This window comes from Streptomyces sp. Ru73 (genome assembly GCF_002920575.1).
Lineage (GTDB): Bacteria > Actinomycetota > Actinomycetes > Streptomycetales > Streptomycetaceae > Streptomyces.
Genome location: NZ_PQSQ01000026.1, coordinates 19,105 through 38,271, shown reverse-complemented (window position 1 = coordinate 38,271; position 19,167 = coordinate 19,105). Strand labels below are relative to the sequence as shown.

The following is a 19,167-nucleotide window of genomic DNA, read 5'->3' as shown; positions in this document are numbered from 1 at the left end:
CGCACCCGCGATCGCAGTCACCACCGCACCCGTATCCGCGCCCGCGGTCGCCGTCACCACCACACTCGCGGCCGCACCCGGGGCCGTCACCACCCTGCCCGCAACGGCGTGTTCGCAGGTCGCACACGCTTTCGTCACCTGTCGATACCGGACATGGCGGAGTAACAGTGACAGGTGGCACACGGGACTTGCGCGGCCCCTGGCTGCTCGTGCAAGTATCGGCGCATCGCTCGATCACCCGCGACGTGCTGTGTGATCCAGGGTGCCTGACGCCCTGGTCCCGGACGCCGTCCGTACGGGAAGGTCCCCCTTGTTCGCTGTGCTCGCCCTGCCTGCCGCCGTGCGCCTCCCGCGCACCGTGGTCGTGCGGCGTGCGCTGCTGACGGGTCTCTTCCTCATCGGCTTCGTCGCTCTCGCCGTCGCCTTCGGCGGCGGTACGGCACACGCCGCCGACCTCAGCGGTACGCAGTCCCAGGGCACCCTGACGGACGGCACCGGCGATTCCGCCGGTGCCGCTTCCGCGGGGTCCGCCGGCTCCACCGACGCCTCGCGTTCCACCGGTTTCACCGGAGCCGGTACCGACGCCCCCTCCGCCACCGACGAGCGCTCGCCGTTCGACGGATCGGGCGCGGAGCCGGTGCGGCGGTCCGGCGCGACGGCGGACGACGGGACGGGCGTCGCACAGCGGGCCGGGGCCCGGATCTCCGAGGGCGCGCGGGCGTCCGAGGAGCGCCTGGGCCAGGTCGTACGCCCCCTCACCGAAGGGCTCAAGCCCGTCACCGACCCGGTCACCGCTCCGGTGGACGACGTCGTGGACGGCGTACGGCACGCCACCGGCCTCCCGGTCCGGCTGCCCGGCGACCTCGCCGGCCAGGACCGGAACGGTGGCGAGCGGGCACACCACGGCGACGCCCAGGACAGCCGGCAGCACGTGGCCGCGCCCCAGCGGTGCGGCACGGACCGTACCGCCGACCGGTCGGCGGCCGCGGTGCGCACCGCCGGTGACCAGGACCGTACGGTCGTACGGGCCTCCGCCGACCGCGCCGGTGACACCGGCGGCCGGGACGGACTGCCCGGCCAGCTTCCGCAGGGCCCGGCGGCGCCGGCCCCGCACACCACCGGTGACGGCAACGGCCCCAGGGGCGGCGCCGATCATCAGGCGGTCCTGCCGGGCGGCCGGCCGCACTTCGGCCTGCAGGCCGGCGGCGTACGGGCCGCGAGCGGCGCGCCGACGCGCGAGCGCAGTACCGACATCCTCGAATTCCCGGGCTAGGGCAGACCTCCCGCCGGATTCCCTCCGCATCACACGCTTCGCCGACGCACGGCGAGCGCGGGGAACCGACGGCCGTCAGCACCCCTAGACCTGCCGCGCGGGGGCGGGACAGGTCTGCCCGTCACACTCCTGGAATCGAAGGACTCAACGCCACCATGCGCAACAACATTCGCCGTTCCATCGTCGTCGCCGCTGCCGCCACCGGCCTGCTCGCCCTGGGTGCCGCCGGCGCCAACGCCGCCGAGCTGCCCGTCGACGCGCCCGACACCGGCGCCGTCACCGGCACCGTCCAGCAGACGCTGCCGACCGGCGCGCTGACCGGCACGGTGAAGAAGACCGCCGGCCAGGCCACCGGCACCCTCGAGGACACCGCGGGCGACGCGGCCGGCAAGGTGACCGGCGTGCTCGGCGCCGGCGACGTGCACACCACGGACGGCCTGCCCACCGACGCGCTGCCCACCGACGGTCTCGGCAACGTGACCGGCACCCTGGACGGCGTGCAGAAGAAGGCCGGTCTGAACAAGGCCGCCAAGCTCGGCGAGGTCGCCAAGACCGGCAAGCTCGCGAAGGCCGGCAAGGCCGTCAAGGGCATCAAGGGCGCCGGCAAGGCGAAGAAGACCGTCGGCAAGGTGGCGGGCACCGCCCGGGGCGCCGTCGGCCAGGTCCAGCAGACCGTCGCCGGCCGCCTGCCGGCCGTGCCGGCCCTGCCCGTCCAGGGCGTGCCCGCGCTCGACCTGCGCAGCCTGCCGGTCGAGGTCCCCGCGGCCGAGCTGCCCAGCGGCCTGCCCACCGACCAGCTGCCCGCCACGCCGGAGCTGGCCGACGCGCCTGCCGCCGCTAGCAAGCTGGTCTCCTCCGCCGCCGGTACGGACCTCCGTCCCGGCACCCTGACCAACCCGGCCCAGGGCGCCCTGGCCACCGCCCGCCCGGTCGTCGACCAGGCTGCCGGTGACGTGCTGCCGCCCGTCGCGCAGCGTGCCGTCGGCAACGCCGTGCCGGTCGCCCAGGACGCGGTGGGCGGCGTGGGCCTGCTCGCCGGTGACACGGCCGGCCAGGCCACCCCGTTCGCGCAGGGCGCCCTCGCCGGCACCCAGTCCTTCGCCCAGGGCGCGGCCGGTGACGCCGTGCCGTTCGCGCAGGGCACGCTGACCGACGCGCAGGGTGTCGCGCAGGGCGCGGCCGCCGACGCGGTGCCGTTCGCGCAGGGCACCGCCGCCCGTGCGCAGGGCCTCGCGGCCCGCACCGCCGGCAACGCGGTGCCCGTCGCCCAGGGTGTCGCCACCGACGCCGTGCCGTTCGCGCAGGGTGCCGCCGCCGACGCGGTGCCGTTCGCGCAGGGCCTGGCCACCACCGTGGCCGCCGACGGCCAGGAGACCGCGGGCAGCACCGTCGCCGGTGTGCAGCGCGTCGTCCCGGTCGACGTCGCCCAGGGCGACCTGACCAGCCCCGCCAACATCCCGGCCCTGCCGGTCCTGCCGGGTCTGCCCGGCCTGGCGGGCTGAACCCCGCGATTTCCGGCATGAGCCGGAGCGGTACCGGTACCGCGAGGGGCCGCGCGTCCGCGGGACGGCGTTGTGGGGACGCCGTCCGTACGGACACCGGCACGGGCGCGCCACGTCCGTGAGGTGAGCGGTCCTTCGAACCGGAACGAGAACGCCGCCGGGCACCCTCTTTGGGGAGGGGGAGCCCGGCGGCGTTCGTCTGTCCGGGGCCACTGTCACCGTGGCCCGGGGGCGTGCCTTACGACCTGGGTACCTTCAGCCGGTCCCAGCTCACCCTGCCCGGGATGCCGTCCGCGTCCTTGCCGGAGAAGCCGAGCTTGCGCTGCCAGGCGGCGTAGGACTTGCGGTCGGCCTCGGTCCAGTACGGGCCGGGGCCTTCCTCGTAGTGCGAGCAGCCCTCGGCGATCAGCCGCTTGCCCATCGCCGTGATGACCGGGCTGTGCGCGCCGGCCTGGAAGAAGCCGGCGCCGGGGAAGCGTTCGTACCGGGGCGTGGGCCGCGGCTTCTCCGGTGCGGGCTTCTCGGGCGAGGGCTTCTCCGGAGCGGGCTTGCCGTCCGTGCCGCCCCCGCCGGGCTTGCCCGCGAGCCGCTTCTTGATGCGGTCCCGCATGGCGTCCATCGTGAAGCCGCGCGGGTCCGTCTTGCCGGGCTGCCACTCCTTGTGCCCGATGACGGACTTCTCGGTCCAGCCGTGCGCCCGGCAGATCGCCGCCGAGACCTTCTCGATGGCGGCCTTCTGCTCCTCGGGCCAGGGGTCCTCGCCGTCGCCGAGGTTGATGCACTCGAAGCCGTAGAAGTGGCGGTTGCCGTCGGTGTTGGCCGCGTTGTCGTGCGGCAGTTCCGACTCGTTGACGACCGCGCGCAGGACGTCGGAGTCGCCGAGCCCGGCGTGGTTGGCGCGGCCGTTGCCGACCAGCCACACCTCGCCCTTCTTGTCGATGACGCCGTGGCACAGCGGCCCGGGCAGCCCGGAGCGGCCCTCGTAACAGAGTTCGACGGAGCTGTCGGTGCCCTTGGTGACGGTGTGGTGGATCATCACGCCGTTCAGCGGGCCCCACGGTCCCTTGGTGTTCCTGTTGTGCCGGCGCCAGTTGCGGACTTCGTGGACGGTCAGGCCCTCCTTGCGCAGGGCCTCCACCAGGCGCGACGCGCTCAGCGGCTCCGCCATCGTTGTGCTCCTTCCTCGACCCGGCCCGGGCGGGCCGGTCCCCCGGTCGGCGGCGCGCGGGCCGTCCCGCGCGCCGCCCGTTCATGCCTGTGCCGTCGGCGGTCCGGTCAGCCCTCCTCCGCCAGGGACTCCGCCTCCGCCGTCGTCTGCGAGCGGAGCGCCGCGCCGTGCGCGGGGCCCGCGGACGCCACGTCGGCCGGTTCGTTCTCGGCCTCGGCCGCGGCGTCGGCGGCCCGCGCCTCCTCCTCGGCGGCCAGTTCCTCGTCGCTCGCCGCGGCCACCTCGCCCGCCAGCGGCTTGAACGTCAGCCGCAGGTCGGACACGGTCTTCTCGCCCATCACCCAGCCCAGCGGCGCGTAGTGCACCTGCGGCCCGAGCGGCGTCTGCAGCAGCGGGCGGCGCGCCGCGTCGGCCGGCCACTCCACGCTGCCGGTGGCCGTACGCGCGGGGACCAGCCAGAAGTCGCCGCTGCGGTAGGTGCCGCCGGCCTGGAAGTACACCTCGACGCCGTCCTCCAGCGGCAGCCAGGTGCCTTCCTCGACGCGCACCGCGCCGTCCTTGAGCCGCCCGGCCGCGCCCTTCTTCGTCCGCCGCTCGTCGGCCCGGCCGCCCTCGCGCTGGTCCCAGCGGCGCAGGTACGGGTGGAGCTCGGGCCGCCGCCCGACGTGCTGCGCGGGCTCGTCCGACAGCCGTACCCGGCGCCCCGGCAGGTCCAGTTCCTCCACGCGCAGCAGCGGCTGTGCCTCCAGCCGGCTGGCGACCGCGGAGTCCACGAACTCGACCCAGTCGCCGACGTCCAGGTCCAGCTTGTCGTCGTTGCCCAGCGTGGCCAGCTCGACCCAGGTGCCGTCGAGGCCGTCGACGGGGAAGGTCACCGAGCCGTTCTCGCGGGACCACTTGAAGGTGGCGTCCTTCGCGGCGCCGCCGTCGTGGATCTCGATCCGGTACAGCTGGTTCTCCGGGCCGCGGTAGCGGGCGTCCGGCTTGACCAGGCACGGGTCGTCGTCGGCGTGGTCGGGGCGCTCGCTGCGCACGGCGATCCGTGCGGTGGCCTTGCGCTGCTCGGCGACCCACTTGCCGAACGCCTCGCGCACCGGGCCCTTCTTCGACTCGTCGCCCTCGATGTCCAGTTCGCCGCCGGGCAGCGGCAGCACTTGCCAGACGACCTTGAGCCGGGCCGCGGTGTCCGGCAGCGCGGCGCCGAGCGCCACCTCGCGCAGTGCGGGGTCCTCGGCCGCGGTGACCGAGCGCTCCCACACCTTCAGGTAGGCCAGGTACGGGAACCGGGTGGGCAGCCGGTCCTCGGGCCGCTCCGGGTCCCGGTACGCGTCGGGCTGGTCCCAGTACGTCCAGGTGGCCGGCGGCTCGGCGGGCTCCTCGGCGGCGTCCGCGTGGCTGTCCTTGGCGTCCGCTTCGGCCGGGTCGGGCACCGGCACGCCCGGCTGCGGCCGGTACGCCTCGACGAGGATGCCGTCGACGTAGTAGCGGCCCGGGCTGATGGACAGGTCGTCCAGCTCGCGGCTGCCGCCGGTCATGTCGATCCGGAAACCGGCGTCGGCGGCCGGGCCGCCGTGCTGCCCGATCAGGTCGGTGGCGGTGACCCGTGCCTGGTAGAGCTGGATCGCGGCCTGCTCGTTGGCGTCGGCGTCCAGCTGGACGCGGCCCTGCTGGGCGAGGACGGCGGAGTAGTGGGCCTCGGGCCGGAAGGTGATCCGGGAGAGATCGGCGTGCATGAGAAGGGTTCCCCCTCGTGGTGAAGCTCGTGGTGGTAAGTCGTCGGCAGAGGCGGGGAGTCGGTGCCCCGGGTGGCGTCAGGTCACGAAGAGGATCCCCGCGTCCGTGCCGGCCGGTGTGTACTCCGCGAGCCGCGCCCGCAGGCTGTCCTCGCGCTGCGGCTGGTACAGGTCGTGGAAGGCGCCCAGCTCGGCGCCGTCCTCGGCGGCGCGCCGGCACCCCTCGCCGGCCGGGCCGTCCGCGTCCGGCGCGGTGAGCTGCCCGTACGCGGGTGTGCCGTACCGCTCGCTGCGGAAGACCGGCCGTACGGCACCGGCCTGTTCCGCGCCGGCCAGGTCCGGCAGGCAGCGGTAGCGGCGCGGGGTGCGCGAGCCCGGCGGGACGTAGGAGTACCGGAGGCAGCCGAGCTGCCGCCGGGCGACGTGCAGCCGCCCGGTGAACAGCGAGTTCTCCGCGATCTGCACGGCGTGCACATGGACCTCGCCGATCACCGTGGTGCGGTGCGCGTACAGGACCGCGTGCGCGTGCCGGCAGTCGGGCGCGGACAGCGCCTCGCGGTCGTGTCCGGTGGCGTCCAGGATGCTGTCCCGGATGTGGATGGCCAGCGGGTCGGTGGAGACCTCGTCGCCGATGACCTCGATGGTGCCGAGGATCGTCCGGTCGATCTCCACGCACGCGGTCGTGCGGTCCAGTACGAGGCTGGGCTCGTCGGGGGAGTGCGGGTGGCACTCCGGCTCCAGCGACCAGCCGGGCACGAGCGTGCAGTGCCGCAGCGCCAGCGCGCCGACCGGGCCCTGGACGTTGATGCCGCGGCCGGTGATCAGCAGCCCGTCGAGCACCATCCGAGGGCGGTCGCCCGCCGCGCAATCGGACTCCTGCGCCCGGATGTTGAGGGCGTCGGGCCGGTTGCTGTACCAGTCCAGCAGCCGGATCACCGGCCGGGTGCCCTCGGCCGCGCGCACCTCCAGGCGGTCGCCCGGGTCCAGGTCGAAGTCCAGCTGTTCCTGATAGGCGCCGCTGTGAGTGATCTCGATGATGCCGTCGGGGCCGCAGCGTCCGGCCCGCCGGTCGTGCTGCCAGGCCCCGAAGGCGTCCATGATCCGCTGGTACGTCTGGCCGGGCCCGACCCGGTACACGGCCGCGCCCGCCGGGGTCCGGCGCTCGCGCAGGTACTCGCCGCCGCCCAGGTCGTCGGCGAAGGCGTAGTGGTACGTCACCCACACGCCCTGGCGCGGCGCCGAGCGCGAGCCGAAGGCGATCCGGCCCAGCTCCGGGTCGACGGCCACCTGCCCGCGCTTGGGCCGGTAGCGCCACTCGCTGAGGTCGGCGACCACGATGTCGGACGGGTCGACCGGCTCCTGCTGCCCGTCCCGCCAGATCGTGAAGGACTTCCCCGGCCCGTAGTAGTCGGCGAGCCGGTCGTGCAGCTGCCGCCGCCGGACGTACGCCGGGACGTTGTCGATGGTCGCGATGTGGGTGGCCGACGGCTCCGGCTCGGGCTTGGTGACCAGCGGGGTGTCGTTGCCGAGGATGGAGAACGTGTACAGGTTGCGGGCGCGGTCGATGCAGTAGGCGGGCGCCCGGGTCACCGAGTACGGCTTGAGCCGCCACACGTACAGGCCCACCCCGGCGGGGGAGGGGTCGCCCTGGCGGCGCCGCGAGTCGGCCCGGCGGACGTCCGCCGAGCGCGCGACCGTGCCGAAGGGGCCGCCCGCCAGGTCCAGCGCGGCGCTGTCCCGCACGTCCACCGTGCGGCCGCGCGCGGCCCTGCGTTCGTTGACGGCCGGGGTGCCCGAGCCGTACAGCTTCACCGGCTGGCCGTGCGCGAGCAGCCGGGAGAACTCCACGGCCCGCGCCGGCCACCCGGCCACCTCGGCGGACAGCTCCTCCAGCAGCGCGAGAGTGCCCTTGCGGCGCCGGTTGGCGACGGTGGCCGCCACGTCGCGGCGCGGGGCCAGCGCCTCGGCCAGCCGCCGCCGCGAGGAGTCCGGCAGCCCGCCGTCCTTCAGGCCGGTGGCCAGCACCCGCTCGTATCCGGGCAGCGGCGTGTAGCCCACGAGGTCGCCGAGGTAGGGCAGCACCCACTCGGCGGCGGTCTCCACGAACCAGTCGTCGTACTGCTGCTCGACCCCGTCGCGTACGAGGTCGACCTGCTCCGCGATGACGGCGAGCAGCGCGCGCAGGGGCTCGCCCTGCTCGGCGTCCCGCATCCGGTGCCACTGCGGCAGCAGCTCCGCGAGCCCGTCCGGCTCCCTGGACATCACTTGCCCCCCGTCGTCGTGGTCAGGGTGTCGGCGGACCTCACTTGACCTCCGTCAGAATCATGGTGTCGGCGACCTGCGGCGAGAACAGCGCGAGCTGGGCAGGCCGGATGCCGCGGAAGACACACACCGAACGGCCCTTGGCCAGCGGCCGGGTGTCGGTGATGTCCGGGTTCAGGCGCAGCAGTTCGGCGAGGGAGATGCCGTTGCGGCCCGCGACCGAGCTGAGCGATTCGCCCTGCGCGTCGGTGACCCGGTAGGTCCGCTCGTCGTACGTGGCGCCGCGTGCCGGGACCGTGGTGCGCGGCCCGGCCAGCTCGCCGGCGAGACCGGCGAGGTCGGCGGGCGTGGCGGAGGCCGGTACGCCGGTGAAGGCGTCCACGTCCACGTAGTCCACGCCGGGCACGGCCTGCGCTGTGGCCAGCACCTCCGACAGCCGCGCCGGCTGCCCCAGTTCGCGACCCTCGTAGCCGAGCCTGCGCAGCAGCGCGGCGCGTACCCGCGGTTCGACCGCAGCCCAGGAGTGGTCGGGCTGGACCTTGATCCGGGCGACCAGCAGGAGCAGGACCAGCTCGCGTACGTCGACCCGGACCGGCAGGGCCGCGTCGCCGTACTCGGCCAGCGAGGACCGCAGCGCCTGCAGCACCTCGGCGTCGGCGGCGACCGGGTTGTCGTCCACGCCGGCCACCGTCAGGTGCAGCACCTGCCGCCGCCCGTCGTACAGTTCGGCCGCAGCGGCCCGCCCGATGCCGGCCCGGGAGCGCGCGAAGTCCTCGTAGTCGGCGAGCGAGACCAGCCGGTCCAGCGCGGAGACGGCGAGCGGGACCGTGCGGCGGGTGAGCCCGGGCCCGTCGGCGTCCGCGCCGCCGGTGGCGGGCTGCGGGTTGGTGACGCCGGTGACGCCCAGCGGGCGGGTGATCGCCTGCGTGATGCGGCCCGCCTTCACGTTGGCGGCGCGGCCGGTGCCGAAGCGGTAGCGGGCGCGGACGTTCTCGTGCCCGGTAGGGAGCCGGGCGCCGTGCACGCCGTCGCCGAAGGTCACCGTCGTCCGGCCGTCCCCGGCCGCGCCCAGCACGTACACCCGCTCGTGCGGTCCGCGGCCGGCCAGGCTGTCCACCCGGTGCCAGAGCAGCCCGTCGACCCGGATCTCCAGCTCGGGGGTGGCGCCCAGCGGATTGTCGTCGGGCAGCCAGGTGAGCGGGGACTGCCAGAGCGCGAACGTCTGGTTGGTCTTCTCCGCGTCGCCGCTGCCCAGCGGCTCGTCGCGGCTCTCGCCGTGGGTGGCGGGCACGACGTTGCCCTGGATGCGGACGGTGTCGCGGCGGTACCGGTAGGCGAGGTCGGCGGTGAGCGTGAGCACCGTGTGCACATGGTCGCCGGGCACGTCCTCGTCCAACCGCTGGTCCACCGCGGCGATCACCGCCAGCTCGGTGCCGCGCACCCCGGCCGAGCCGGGTATGTCGGTCCGTTCGCCGGAGACGACGAGATACCGGCCGGGACGCAGGCCGTCGTACAGGTCGGCCAGCTCCAGCTCGTTGCCGTGCACGTCCTCGCCCAGCGGTTCGTCCGCCATCCGCAGCGGCTCGCCGCCGGCGTGCACGGTGGTGTCCCGGATCGCCGACAGCACGACGTCGTGCTCGTCCAGCCACGGGTCGGCCAGCGTCAGCTCCGTACCGCGCCCGGTGATCCCGAAGTCGGTGTACGCGGCGGTGCGGACGGCCGTCACGCGGGTGGTGACGAACGCCAGCTTCTTGTCGCCGGGGATGCCGTCGGGCCCCTCGGCGCCCTTGCGGGGCCGCTGGATCGCCACCCAGCTGCCGACCGTGATCGAGTCCTGGACGGAGTCCAGCGGCAGGACGTAGCGGTTGGCGGGCTCGGGGACGGTGGCGATGCCGATCTCCACGGCGGGCGGCTCACTGCCCGGCGTGCGCCGCACCGTCACCTCGTACTCGCCGTGCCGGACCTGCTGCTTCTCGCCGGGCGAGAGGTGCCAGGTCCGCGTGTCACCGTTGTTGACCGCGACCTCGACCTTCCCGTCCTCGTCGGGGCGGGCGACGAACAGGGAGCGCTCGGGCAGCCCGGCGAGCAGCCGGACGGTCACCCCCGGCTCCTGGGACTCGGTCGGCCGGCGGCTCAGCCAGCTCAGGTCCCGGTCCTGCCCGGTACGGGTGGACACCTGGACCCGGCCGGGGCCCAGGTCGAAGGAGTTCTCCGACGGCAGGTTCTCGGTGTACTGCACCGAGTTGCCCGTCTCGGCGTGCTGGAACTCCGCCTTCACCGGCACCTTGCCCGCCGTGTCGAAGAGGATCCGCACGCTGGTCAGCACGGAGCCGGTGAGCGGCCAGTCCGCGGTGCGGATGACCCGGCCCTGCTCGTCCTGCACCGGCTTCAGCGGCGCGGTGGCCCCGAAGGGCGCGGCCGTCACCCGCATGGCCAGCAGCGCGCGGAGCGCGGCGGGCGTCGCGGGCGCGGCCTGCCGCCACGCGGTGTACATCCCGTCGGACAGCCGCGGGTCCAGCGCGGACAGCAGCCGCGCGGTGAGGTCCGAGCCGGGCGCGAAGAGACGTCCGGGGTCGCGCGAGACGGACCGCGCGCCGGACGGGGGCCGCACCACGCTCGTACGGAGCGCGGGCAGTACCGCGTCCAGGGCGCGCAGCGCGGGCGTGGGCCGCGGGGCGCCGGCCCTTTCCGGCTGCGGGCCACCCGCCTTCTTCGGCTGCGGTGCCGTCGGCGGCACGGTCCGCGCGGGCTCCAGGTCCCCGGCCCGCTCCCGGATTTCGCCGACCACGGCTTCCAGCTGCTCGAACCAGGCCGCGACCTCCTCGTACGGCGCGGCCAGCGCCTGTGCTTCGGCCAGCCGCTCGTGCGGCCCGGCCAGCCGCGCCGCGAAGGCCGCCGGCGTCTTGGCCGCCTCGCCCTCCAGGTCCTTGCGCAGCGGCGCCAGCACCTGGGTGTCGAAGGTCTCGATGAGCTTGCTGACCGGCCGCGGGTTGGGCGTCTCCGGGGTGGGCGGCCCGGGCTCGTCCGGGTCGTCCGGGTCGCCGCCGCCCTCCGGCTCGGTGATCCACTGCTTCAGCTCGTCGACCAGCTCCTTGAGCGTGGGCGGCGCGGACTGCCGCAGCCCGATCGCGGTGACGTCCTCCTCCCGGTCGATCCGCACCTTGGCGACCGGGAGCAGCTGCTGCTCCTTGCCACCGAAGTCGAAGAGCAGCTGGTCACCGGTCTGCAGGGAGGTGTTCGTGCCCGCGACGTACAGCTCCGACCGCTTCTTCAGGTCCTCGGCCACCAGCAGCGCGGGCCGCCGCCTGCGGACCTTCAGCTCGTTCCACGCCCAGCGCGCGGTGAGGTCTTCCGTCGTCTCGAAGGTCTGCGACTCCTCGCCCGTCGCCGCCGGCACGCTGTGGCTGCGCGCCCCGCGCGGGATGACGACCGGCACGTCCTCGGCGCGCGGGTCCTTGTCCAGGGTGTACGCGAGGTGGGTGTCGGCCGCGACGCCGGGGCGCGGCCGGTGCCCGACCAGCCGCCCGAGCAGCGCGAGCGACCGGTGCTCGTTGGCGGTGCGCAGGTACCCCTCGTCGGCGATCCGCTCGCTGTGGAAGGTCAGTACGTCACCGAGGACCGCCCAGGCGTCCAGCAGCCCGATCGCCGGATCGTCGGGCGTGCGGACCGTCAGGCCGCGCAGCGCCGGATAGGCGGGCGAGGCCAGCCGGTCCAGCATCCCGGCCAGGAACGTGCCGTACGTACCGACGCGGTAGTCCAGGGCCGTGCGCCCCGGCGGGTTGTAGAGGGTGTCCGGGGCGCGCCGCTCGTCGCTGCCCCCGCAGCCGCAGCCGCACGCGGCGCTCATCGCGCACCCCCGAGCTCGATGACCAGCCGGCCGTTCTCGGGCCGCTCCGGGTCGTTGTCGCACACGGCGATCTCCAGCGGGCCGAGCCGCAGCACACCGTCCTCCACTTCTCCGTTGTCCTCGTGGAACATCCGCCGCAACCGGGTCACCCGTACGCTCTCCACGCCCGGCACGGCGGCGGCCACCGCGGTGAGGCGGCTCAGCCGGACCGGCTCGCCGAACGTCAGCGCGTCCGGGTGGAAGAAGCCCAGCCGTCCGCCGGACAGCCGGCGGCTGCCCAGCACGCGGGTCAACTCGGCCAGGATCCGGCCGTGTTGATGGCCGGGTGCCGCGCAGACCTCGACCTCGATGTCCAGCGGCACCGTGCGCGCGGGCTCCACGACCAGGTCGTGTCCGATCCGCCGGTAGCCCTCCAGCGCGTACGCCACCGAGTCCAGCAGCTCGGGCGTGGGCTCGCCGGTGCGCGCCGCGTCGATCGCGACGTGCGCCTCCTGCACGCTGCCCGTCCAGCGGATCTCCGCCGCGGCGCGCTGCACGCCGGGCAGCGCCGACGCCAGCTCGGCGTAGTCCGCCGCGGTGACGGCCCGCCGGCGGGTGCGCTTGAGGTCCAGCGGCGCGAGCTGCCGCACCTGCTCGACCGGCTCCGGCTCGGCGCCCCCGACGGCGGGCAGCGGATTGCGCACGCCCGCCACCGGCATCGGGTCGCCGCCGTCCGTGTCCTCCGCCGGGCGGCTGAGCACCAGGTGGTTGATGGCCTCGGCGCCCACGTTGCCCGCCGTGCCGCCGCCCAGCCGGTAGTGCAGCGTGAGCCGGCTGCCGGGCTCCGGGCGCGCGCCGTACCGGCCGTCGCCGAACCGCAGCGCGACCCGCCCGTCGTCCTCCAGTTCGCCCACGAAGTGCCGGTCCCGCGGCCCGCTGCCCAGCAGGTCGCGGCGCGGCTCCCAGGTGTGCTCGCCGTCCTCGATCCGTACGGCCGGCAGCGCGGCACGCGGGTCCGGCACGAGATCGGCCGCCGGACCGTGCAGCACCGGCTCGTCCGGATGCAGGCCCGCCGCGTACGCCGGGCCCCAGCTGTGCGCGACCTCCCAGGCGATGCGGCCGTCCAGCACCGTGCCGGCCCGTGCCCGCGCGGTCAGCACCGCCAGCCGGCGCAGCTTGGCCGCCAGCAGCCGGTCGCCGCGGTGCAGCAGCTCCCGGAGCGCCCGCACGGGGTGCCGGTGCAGCTCCAGCCGTTCCAGCGTGCGCAGCCCGAAGAGGACCGTCAGCTCGGCGATCTCCGCCTCCGCCAGTCCGTCCCGGTCCCGCGCGCTGCGCCACAGCTCCACCAGCCGCTCGCGCACCCGCTCCCGTATCCCGGCCAGCCGCTCCGCCTGCCCGGCCGCCACCAGCTCGGGGCGGGGGAACGGCACGGTGCGGGCGACGGGGGAGTGGCGCAGCCGGGGCCGGAAGCGCGGCCCGATGCCCGGGTACACGGACTGCGCGAGCAGCGTGCGCAACGCTCCGGCCTGCGCGTACACCGTGCCCGGCACGACCTTCTCGCGCCGCTGCCCGGCCAGTTCCAGGCCGAGCCCGGCCCGTACGGTCGCCTCCTCGCCGACCACCTCGAACAGCTCGCGGATGTCGTCGGCGGTCAGCTCCCGGTGGTGCTGCGTCTTGTCCAGCAGGTGCTGGATGGTGCGCGCCGTGGCGTTCCCGCTGTCCTTGTGGTCGGCGCACCCGAAGGCGGGCGGCTCGCAGGACCCGGTCACGGCCGGTACGGGCGGCACGGTCACCGTCTCCGGCACGCCCTCCGGGTCCGCCCCGAAGGCCAGCGACCGGCCGTGGTCGACGAGGACGACGTTGCCGCGCGCCACGCTCACGTCCGCCACCGGCGCGCAGTCGCTGCCGCCCCGCGTGGACAGGCACAGCGGGAACGTCAGCGCGTCCTCCTGCGCCCAGGTGACCTCCAGCACCGGCTGGTCCGCCAGCCGGTCGACGGCCGGGGTGACCGAGGTCAGCCGTACGGCCTGCCGGTGCGCGGGGTCCTGGTCACCGGGCGTGCCCGTGCGCGGCCCCTTGACCTCCTCGAAGAGCAGCAGGTCACCGGGGGCGAGCTTCAACGTCCGTGCCGTGCACTCCTCGTCCGTCCACGCGTCCCGCAGCGTCGCCGAGGTCGCGCCCTTCGGCAGCGCGCACACCTCGTCGCCCCAGGTCCACAGCCGGATCGCGTTGTGCGCGGGGCGCAGCCGCAGCGGCGCGTCGCCGACCGGCTCGAAGACCTCCACCGAGCCGCGCTCGTCCAGCACGGCCAGGTCCCGGTCGTCGATGACGCTGCCCGGCTCGGGCCGGTCGCGCGGCCCGTACGTACGGAAGTCCACCGCGGCGAACCGGAAGGTGCCGGGGAGCAGCACGAGGTCGTCGGCCACCTCGACGGACACGAAGGCGCGTGCGCTGCACCCGTCGTGCATCGGGTAGTCGATCAGCCGCACGTGCCGGCGGACCGACACCCGCCGCCGCGCGGTGTCCAGGTACGCCTCCGTGGCGACCGCGTCCTGCTGGTAGCTGATCCGGTCGGCGGTGTACGCCAGCATCTCGACCAGCGTCGTGCCCAGGTCGGCGGGGTTGCGCTCGGCCCAGTCCGGCGTGGTCAGCCGCAGCCGGTCCAGGACCAGCCGCCGAAGTGTCTCGTAGTCCCGCGCGGTGTAGTCGATGACCGGCGCGGGGCGGAAGGTGTCCGGGCAGTCCGGCTCCTCGTCGACGCAGTCGAAGGGGCTCGGGCAGTCCGTGCGGAAGCGGAAGTCGGCGCTGAAGTACCGCTGGTCGAAGCCCTCGTACGGCTCCGTTCCCGGCCGCCCGTACGGATCGGTCTCCACGATGGACAGCCGGTACCGCGAGGTGTCCCCGGCCCGGTCCAGCACGACGTGCAGCCGGTCGTCGAGCTCGGGGTCCTCCTCCCGCTCGACGGACACCTCCAGCGCCTCGATGCCGGTGATCCGCCGCCCGCCGTCGATGCGGACGTTCTCCGGGCCCAGCCCGTGCGGCGCCTTGCCCAGGAACGTGACGGTCAGCGTCACCCCGTCGTCGGCGACCTCCACCCCGTCGATGCCGTTCAGCCGCGCGGCTCTGATCCGCCCCCGCCGCTGGTCGGTACGGCACTCCAGCCCACCGCCGGTGAGCTGCTGGTCACTCATATCTCGCCCCGCCCCTCGAACACCTCGTCGCGCCGGCTCCCGGTGGCGCGCACCACGTAGCGCAGCTCGACCCGTACGACGTTCTCCTCGTTCACCACGTCCAGCGCCTCGACGTCGATCAGGTCGCCCAGCCAGCGCTGCAGCGACGCCTGCACCGACAGCTCCACCGCCGACGCCAGCTCCGGGCTGTTCGGGGTGAAGACCAGGTCCAGCAGCCCGCACCCGAAGTCCGGCCGCATGACCCGCTCACCGGGACTGGTGAACAGCAACTGCTCGATCAGGTCCCGCACATGCGCGTCATGATCCGCGTGCGCCGTCCGCCCCCGCCGGTCCACCCGGAACGGGAAGGCGATCTCGCTCCGTACCTTCTTCGCAGCCCTCATCGGCTGGCCACCCCCTGCCGGCCGGGCGCCACGACCGGCGGGCCCTGCGGCACCAGCCCGGCGCTGAAACACATCGCCGCCGAGGTGTCCAGCAGCACCGGCACCCCGTCGATCCGTACCTCGTCACCGCCGCCGGACGGCGTCCAGCGCACCGTGGTGCACGGCTGCCGGTGGCCGCCGACGGAGTGCGGGCAGCCGCTGACCGTGAAGAGGTCGGCGGCGGTGACGGCGGGCATGCCGTCGATGCGTACGCCCGTACCGGCGGCCGCCGTGGACACCACGCGGCCGCCGTGCGGGCAGCTGATCGCCACGCCGCCGTGCATGAGATTCCCGGTCCTCACGTTGTCTCGCTCCCCCGTCTCCGCTAGCGCTTCCTGGGCACGGTCAGCCGGCCCTCATTGATGTCGACCTGGTCCCCGACCAGGGAGATCGAGGCACCGGCCGCGTTGTTGATCTGCACTCCCGCGGCATTGATCCGTACGTACGCACCGGTCGGCGCCTGGAGCAGGATCCCTTCCTCCGGCACGTCGGACAGCACGATCTTGTGATGCCCCTGCGTCTCGATGACCACGGGCTCGGCCCCGGCCCGCGCCCCGGCCTGCGCGTCGACCGGCATCTCGGCCTCCGACCCGTACCAACACCCCGTCCACACGGGGAAGCTGGGGTCCCCCTGCTCGAACTCGATCCACACGCCCGCGCCCTCGCTCGGGATGACGTACTGGCCGGCCTGCGCTCCCGTGAAGGGGAAGCAGGGCATGGCCCAGGTCGACGGCTCGTCGCCGAGCACGTCCGGCACATGGGCCGTGATCCGGCCCATCCGCAAGGGGTCGTTATTGCTCGCCACCCGGCCCCGGAACTTGCCGAGGAAACGGTTGTTGGATGCTGGCGCCATACGGGGTGCTCCTGGTCGTGTGCTGGCTGCGGTGGGTACGGGGGCGGGGCGGGTCTGCGGTGGCCGGGCGGCGGAGGCTCGGCCGTTGCGGCGAGGCCGGGGCCTCCGGGATGTGGTCCTGGCGGCGTGGCCGGGCGGCCTCTTCACGCGGGGCTCAGGGCCGGACGCGGTCGCTGCGCGCGATCAGTCCCTCCCGCGACAGGGTGAAGTTCTGCTGGTAGGAACCGGGCCGGAGATTGTGCGTGACGCTCTTGACGTAGTAGTCGCCGTCGTACGTGACGCCCGCGCCCCGCACCCCCACCAACTCCCGCGGCCGCAGGACGTACCCGTGCCGGTTGACGTCCAGCTGCCCCGACCCGCTGATGGCGTCGGCACTGGTGGCGGCCCGCCCCAGCGCCTCGGCCTTCGCCAGCGCCTCGTCCTTCTTCGCCGTACCGGTCAGCGTCTTCCGCTTCAGCGCCGGCGAGGCCCGCCGCCCGAGCGGCGGCCGCAGCGGACTGATGTCCGGCTGGGCGAGCAGCGGCGCCTGCCGCGTCACCGGGTCCTGCACCCGCGCCTGCGGCTCCTCCCGCGCCGTCCCGTCGTACGCGAACGTCAATTGATCAACCGTCGAATGCACATCCATATTCACGTTCAGCGCATGCTGCCGCTGCCCGAGCCGCTGCTCCGGCCCCCAAAAGGCGGTCGACCGCCCGGGAACCGGCCCCGGGTCCAGATAAAAGGTGTAGCCATTGGCCCGCGCCAGCTCCGTCACGTACTGCAGGTCGGTCCCCGTCTGGTAATCCACCCGGGCCTGCTCCCGCGGCGGCTGCGGCACCTGTTCCCGAATGATCCGGGCATCGATCCCGTAATCCGCGTACTTCCCCAGAATCCGCTCCACCCGCTGCGAGGGCGCGAGGTTCGGGTACCGGTCCGTCCGCTCCTCCAGGTCCATGAGCAGCGTCAGGTCCTCCCCGGTCACCGTGAGCGTGGTCTGCCCGGGCTGATTACTGGCCCCCACCTCCTGCCGCACGATCAACCCGTCCAGCAGCACCACCGGCGTTCCCTTGACTGCGACGGTGAGAATCACCCGCGTCTTCGGATCAAAAAACCCCTCGGGAAGAAGCCTTTGTATGATCGCGCCCTTCTTCGTGAGATCGAACGCGAGCTGGAATCCGCTCCGCTCACCCGCCGTACTGGTGATCTGCGCCGACAGCAGCGCCTCGGTCACCTCCTGCGGCACCAGCCGCGCCAACTTCGGCCCCATGTACAGCGAAGCGTGGACGGGACCGCCCCCCACCGGCAGGTCATCGGCCATTCCGCACCCCCGGCCCACCCATGCCACCGGGGAACCCACCGGGCAACGGCACGTCTATGACCTCACCCGGCTCATCGGTCAACTCCGCCGGATCGAGCACCGGATTGGCATCGGCAATCCGCCACCACTGCCCCGGCTCCCCGAAATACCGCTGCCCGAGCTGATCGGCCCGCTCCCCGTCACTGACGACGTGCGGCACGGTCTCGTCCTCGCTCTGCTCCAGCGGAGGCAGCAGCCTCCGCTTGGCATACTTCACCTCACGCCCGTCAGCATCGCGGTGAATGCCGATCTCCACATCGTGATACCGACTGCTCCGCGGATACGGATGCGCCCCCGGCACATCGTCCAACGCGCTCTCATACGGCTCGATCACGCTCAGATCCCTCCCCCGAGCCCCAACTGCGCCAGGCTCCCGGCCCGCGCCCTACGCGCCAACTGCTCCTTCTGCGCAAGGTGAGCCAGATAAAGCTCGGCCCCCCGATGCCCGGCCGGCAGATCACTCACCGTAAGAATCTTCATCCCGATACTGAGCGAAGCCCTGATGGGATTCAGGTTCACATCAAACGCCGACTCATTGACCGACAACTCCGTCAGCCGAACCGGCATCACCCGCTTGCTCCCCCAGGTGAAGAGGGTGAGGGGCATCTCAATAGGGCTGATCTCAATGGTCCCCTTCTTGCTGAGCTTGCTGGCAGCCCGCAACTGCGCAGTAGTCGGCTGCACGAGCATCTCCAGCACGGCCAGCTGAGGATGAATCCCATCAGGCGCCGCCACGTCCAACTGGTCCGTGGCATCAATCTCCGCAGTGAACTTCCACGTCTCCTGCGCCGGCCCCTTCAGCCGCAAAGCCTCATTCCGATCCCCACCACTGTCCCCACCACCGCCACCACCTTCCCCACCGGCGGCTTGCGGCGAGACCGAACGCTCCAAGGTGTCCGGATTGAACTGAAGAACAATGATCCTCTGCGGCGTCCCGCGCTCGGGGTCAACGATGACTATTCCGGAACGGATGGGCTTGGGTATGTCGGCGTAGGTGGTCATTCTTCAGGAGTCCCTTCCCCCGTGTATGCATTCAAGATCTTTTGTGCCACTCGTCGCACGTTTTCGGACGGATCCTGCTCAGCCATCTCCGTCAGCAATGGAACGAACTGCGGCCAAGCCGTGTAAGAGGTCGCCCACGCCGCAGATTTACGTACCTCTTCATCTTCGTGCGCTACTGCGCGCGCGATACTGGCCGAGAACCTCTCATCGAAATGCTCGGGCGCCCCCAGGCCCAGCCGGAGGACGGCCAATGCGTAATCATCAGGGAGATTCTTCGTTGCTTCTGCGGCCTTGAGAAGCTCTTCAAGTGTTGCAGGTTTGAGCTGTGCCTCCAGCAGTCGAGCGGCTGTTTCTACCTGCTTCTTGTTCGCTCCAGTCAGGAAGGCGCACGGACTCTTGGAGATCACGTCCTCCTGGTAATGAAGAACAAGATCCTGGCTCTTCCCCCAGAAGGTCTCCCGAGGGGCCAATGCGGAGACATCCTCTGGGAGTCGTCCGATAAGAGGCCATCCCAATTTTTCGGCCACCGTCGCTACTTCCTCTTCATTGCTACGAGGTGACAGTAGATATGTGCGGGAAGAGAAGATATCGGTCATGTG

Annotated in this window: 14 protein-coding genes; 2 read left to right on the top strand and 12 right to left on the bottom strand. The window is 73.2% G+C overall.

Annotated elements, in window-relative coordinates:
* The first annotated feature begins 310 nt into the window (after positions 1 to 310).
* Positions 311 to 1,273 carry a hypothetical protein gene (locus tag C3486_RS14420; protein ID WP_146074998.1) on the top strand — a complete coding sequence of 321 codons (963 nt, stop codon included), beginning with the start codon at positions 311 to 313 and terminating at the stop codon, positions 1,271 to 1,273.
* Between the two features lie 155 nt (positions 1,274 to 1,428).
* Positions 1,429 to 2,775, top strand: coding sequence for a hypothetical protein (locus C3486_RS14415; protein ID WP_103833083.1), 1,347 nt, complete (start codon positions 1,429 to 1,431; stop codon positions 2,773 to 2,775).
* 238 nt (positions 2,776 to 3,013) lie between these two features.
* On the opposite strand, the gene C3486_RS14410 is transcribed toward C3486_RS14415, so the two are convergent.
* The 12 genes from C3486_RS14410 to C3486_RS36925 form a co-directional block, all read right to left on the bottom strand.
* The gene (locus C3486_RS14410) at positions 3,014 to 3,943 is read right to left on the bottom strand and encodes a peptidoglycan-binding protein (protein ID WP_103833082.1); all 930 of its coding nucleotides are present in this window, start codon (positions 3,941 to 3,943) and stop codon (positions 3,014 to 3,016) included.
* Between the two features lie 107 nt (positions 3,944 to 4,050).
* A complete protein-coding gene (locus C3486_RS14405; protein ID WP_103833081.1) occupies positions 4,051 to 5,676 on the bottom strand; it encodes a DUF6519 domain-containing protein in 1,626 nt (541 codons plus the stop codon).
* A gap of 78 nt (positions 5,677 to 5,754) precedes the next feature.
* Complete coding sequence (locus C3486_RS14400) at positions 5,755 to 7,938, bottom strand: hypothetical protein (protein ID WP_103833080.1); 2,184 nt, start codon at positions 7,936 to 7,938, stop codon at positions 5,755 to 5,757.
* A gap of 40 nt (positions 7,939 to 7,978) precedes the next feature.
* Positions 7,979 to 11,785, bottom strand: coding sequence for a putative baseplate assembly protein (locus tag C3486_RS14395; protein ID WP_103833079.1), 3,807 nt, complete (start codon positions 11,783 to 11,785; stop codon positions 7,979 to 7,981).
* Entirely contained in the window at positions 11,782 to 14,955 is a 3,174-nt protein-coding gene (locus tag C3486_RS14390; protein ID WP_103833078.1) for a putative baseplate assembly protein, read from the bottom strand. Before C3486_RS14390 ends, C3486_RS14395 begins: the two co-directional genes overlap by 4 nt.
* Positions 14,952 to 15,338 carry a GPW/gp25 family protein gene (locus C3486_RS14385; RefSeq protein ID WP_103833077.1) on the bottom strand — a complete coding sequence of 129 codons (387 nt, stop codon included), beginning with the start codon at positions 15,336 to 15,338 and terminating at the stop codon, positions 14,952 to 14,954. Before C3486_RS14385 ends, C3486_RS14390 begins: the two co-directional genes overlap by 4 nt.
* Positions 15,335 to 15,679, bottom strand: coding sequence for a hypothetical protein (locus tag C3486_RS14380; RefSeq protein WP_258052776.1), 345 nt, complete (start codon positions 15,677 to 15,679; stop codon positions 15,335 to 15,337). The genes C3486_RS14385 and C3486_RS14380 overlap by 4 nt, the downstream gene beginning before the upstream one ends.
* Before the next feature lie 23 nt (positions 15,680 to 15,702).
* A complete protein-coding gene (locus C3486_RS14375; protein WP_103833075.1) occupies positions 15,703 to 16,230 on the bottom strand; it encodes a phage baseplate assembly protein V in 528 nt (175 codons plus the stop codon).
* 154 nt (positions 16,231 to 16,384) lie between these two features.
* On the bottom strand, positions 16,385 to 17,527 hold the full coding sequence (locus C3486_RS14370; RefSeq protein WP_103833106.1) for a hypothetical protein: 1,143 nt from the start codon (positions 17,525 to 17,527) through the stop codon (positions 16,385 to 16,387).
* Positions 17,517 to 17,906: a hypothetical protein gene (locus C3486_RS14365; RefSeq protein WP_103833074.1), complete on the bottom strand. Its 390-nt coding sequence runs from the start codon at positions 17,904 to 17,906 to the stop codon at positions 17,517 to 17,519. The genes C3486_RS14370 and C3486_RS14365 overlap by 11 nt, the downstream gene beginning before the upstream one ends.
* Positions 17,903 to 18,568, bottom strand: coding sequence for a hypothetical protein (locus C3486_RS14360; RefSeq protein WP_103833073.1), 666 nt, complete (start codon positions 18,566 to 18,568; stop codon positions 17,903 to 17,905). The genes C3486_RS14365 and C3486_RS14360 overlap by 4 nt, the downstream gene beginning before the upstream one ends.
* Entirely contained in the window at positions 18,565 to 19,164 is a 600-nt protein-coding gene (locus C3486_RS36925) for a HEAT repeat domain-containing protein (RefSeq protein WP_146074997.1), read from the bottom strand. The genes C3486_RS14360 and C3486_RS36925 overlap by 4 nt, the downstream gene beginning before the upstream one ends.
* Positions 19,165 to 19,167: the final 3 nt, after the last annotated feature.

Coding starts and splice junctions, on each gene's coding strand:
- C3486_RS36925 (WP_146074997.1), bottom strand. CDS start 19,164: ATGACCGATATCTTCTCTTCCCGCACATATCTACTGTCACCTCGTAGC.
- C3486_RS14410 (WP_103833082.1), bottom strand. CDS start 3,943: ATGGCGGAGCCGCTGAGCGCGTCGCGCCTGGTGGAGGCCCTGCGCAAG.
- C3486_RS14370 (WP_103833106.1), bottom strand. CDS start 17,527: ATGGCCGATGACCTGCCGGTGGGGGGCGGTCCCGTCCACGCTTCGCTG.
- C3486_RS14360 (WP_103833073.1), bottom strand. CDS start 18,568: ATGACCACCTACGCCGACATACCCAAGCCCATCCGTTCCGGAATAGTC.
- C3486_RS14395 (WP_103833079.1), bottom strand. CDS start 11,785: ATGAGCGCCGCGTGCGGCTGCGGCTGCGGGGGCAGCGACGAGCGGCGC.
- C3486_RS14415 (WP_103833083.1), top strand. CDS start 1,429: ATGCGCAACAACATTCGCCGTTCCATCGTCGTCGCCGCTGCCGCCACC.
- C3486_RS14375 (WP_103833075.1), bottom strand. CDS start 16,230: ATGGCGCCAGCATCCAACAACCGTTTCCTCGGCAAGTTCCGGGGCCGG.
- C3486_RS14405 (WP_103833081.1), bottom strand. CDS start 5,676: ATGCACGCCGATCTCTCCCGGATCACCTTCCGGCCCGAGGCCCACTAC.
- C3486_RS14385 (WP_103833077.1), bottom strand. CDS start 15,338: ATGAGGGCTGCGAAGAAGGTACGGAGCGAGATCGCCTTCCCGTTCCGG.
- C3486_RS14400 (WP_103833080.1), bottom strand. CDS start 7,938: ATGTCCAGGGAGCCGGACGGGCTCGCGGAGCTGCTGCCGCAGTGGCAC.
- C3486_RS14390 (WP_103833078.1), bottom strand. CDS start 14,955: ATGAGTGACCAGCAGCTCACCGGCGGTGGGCTGGAGTGCCGTACCGAC.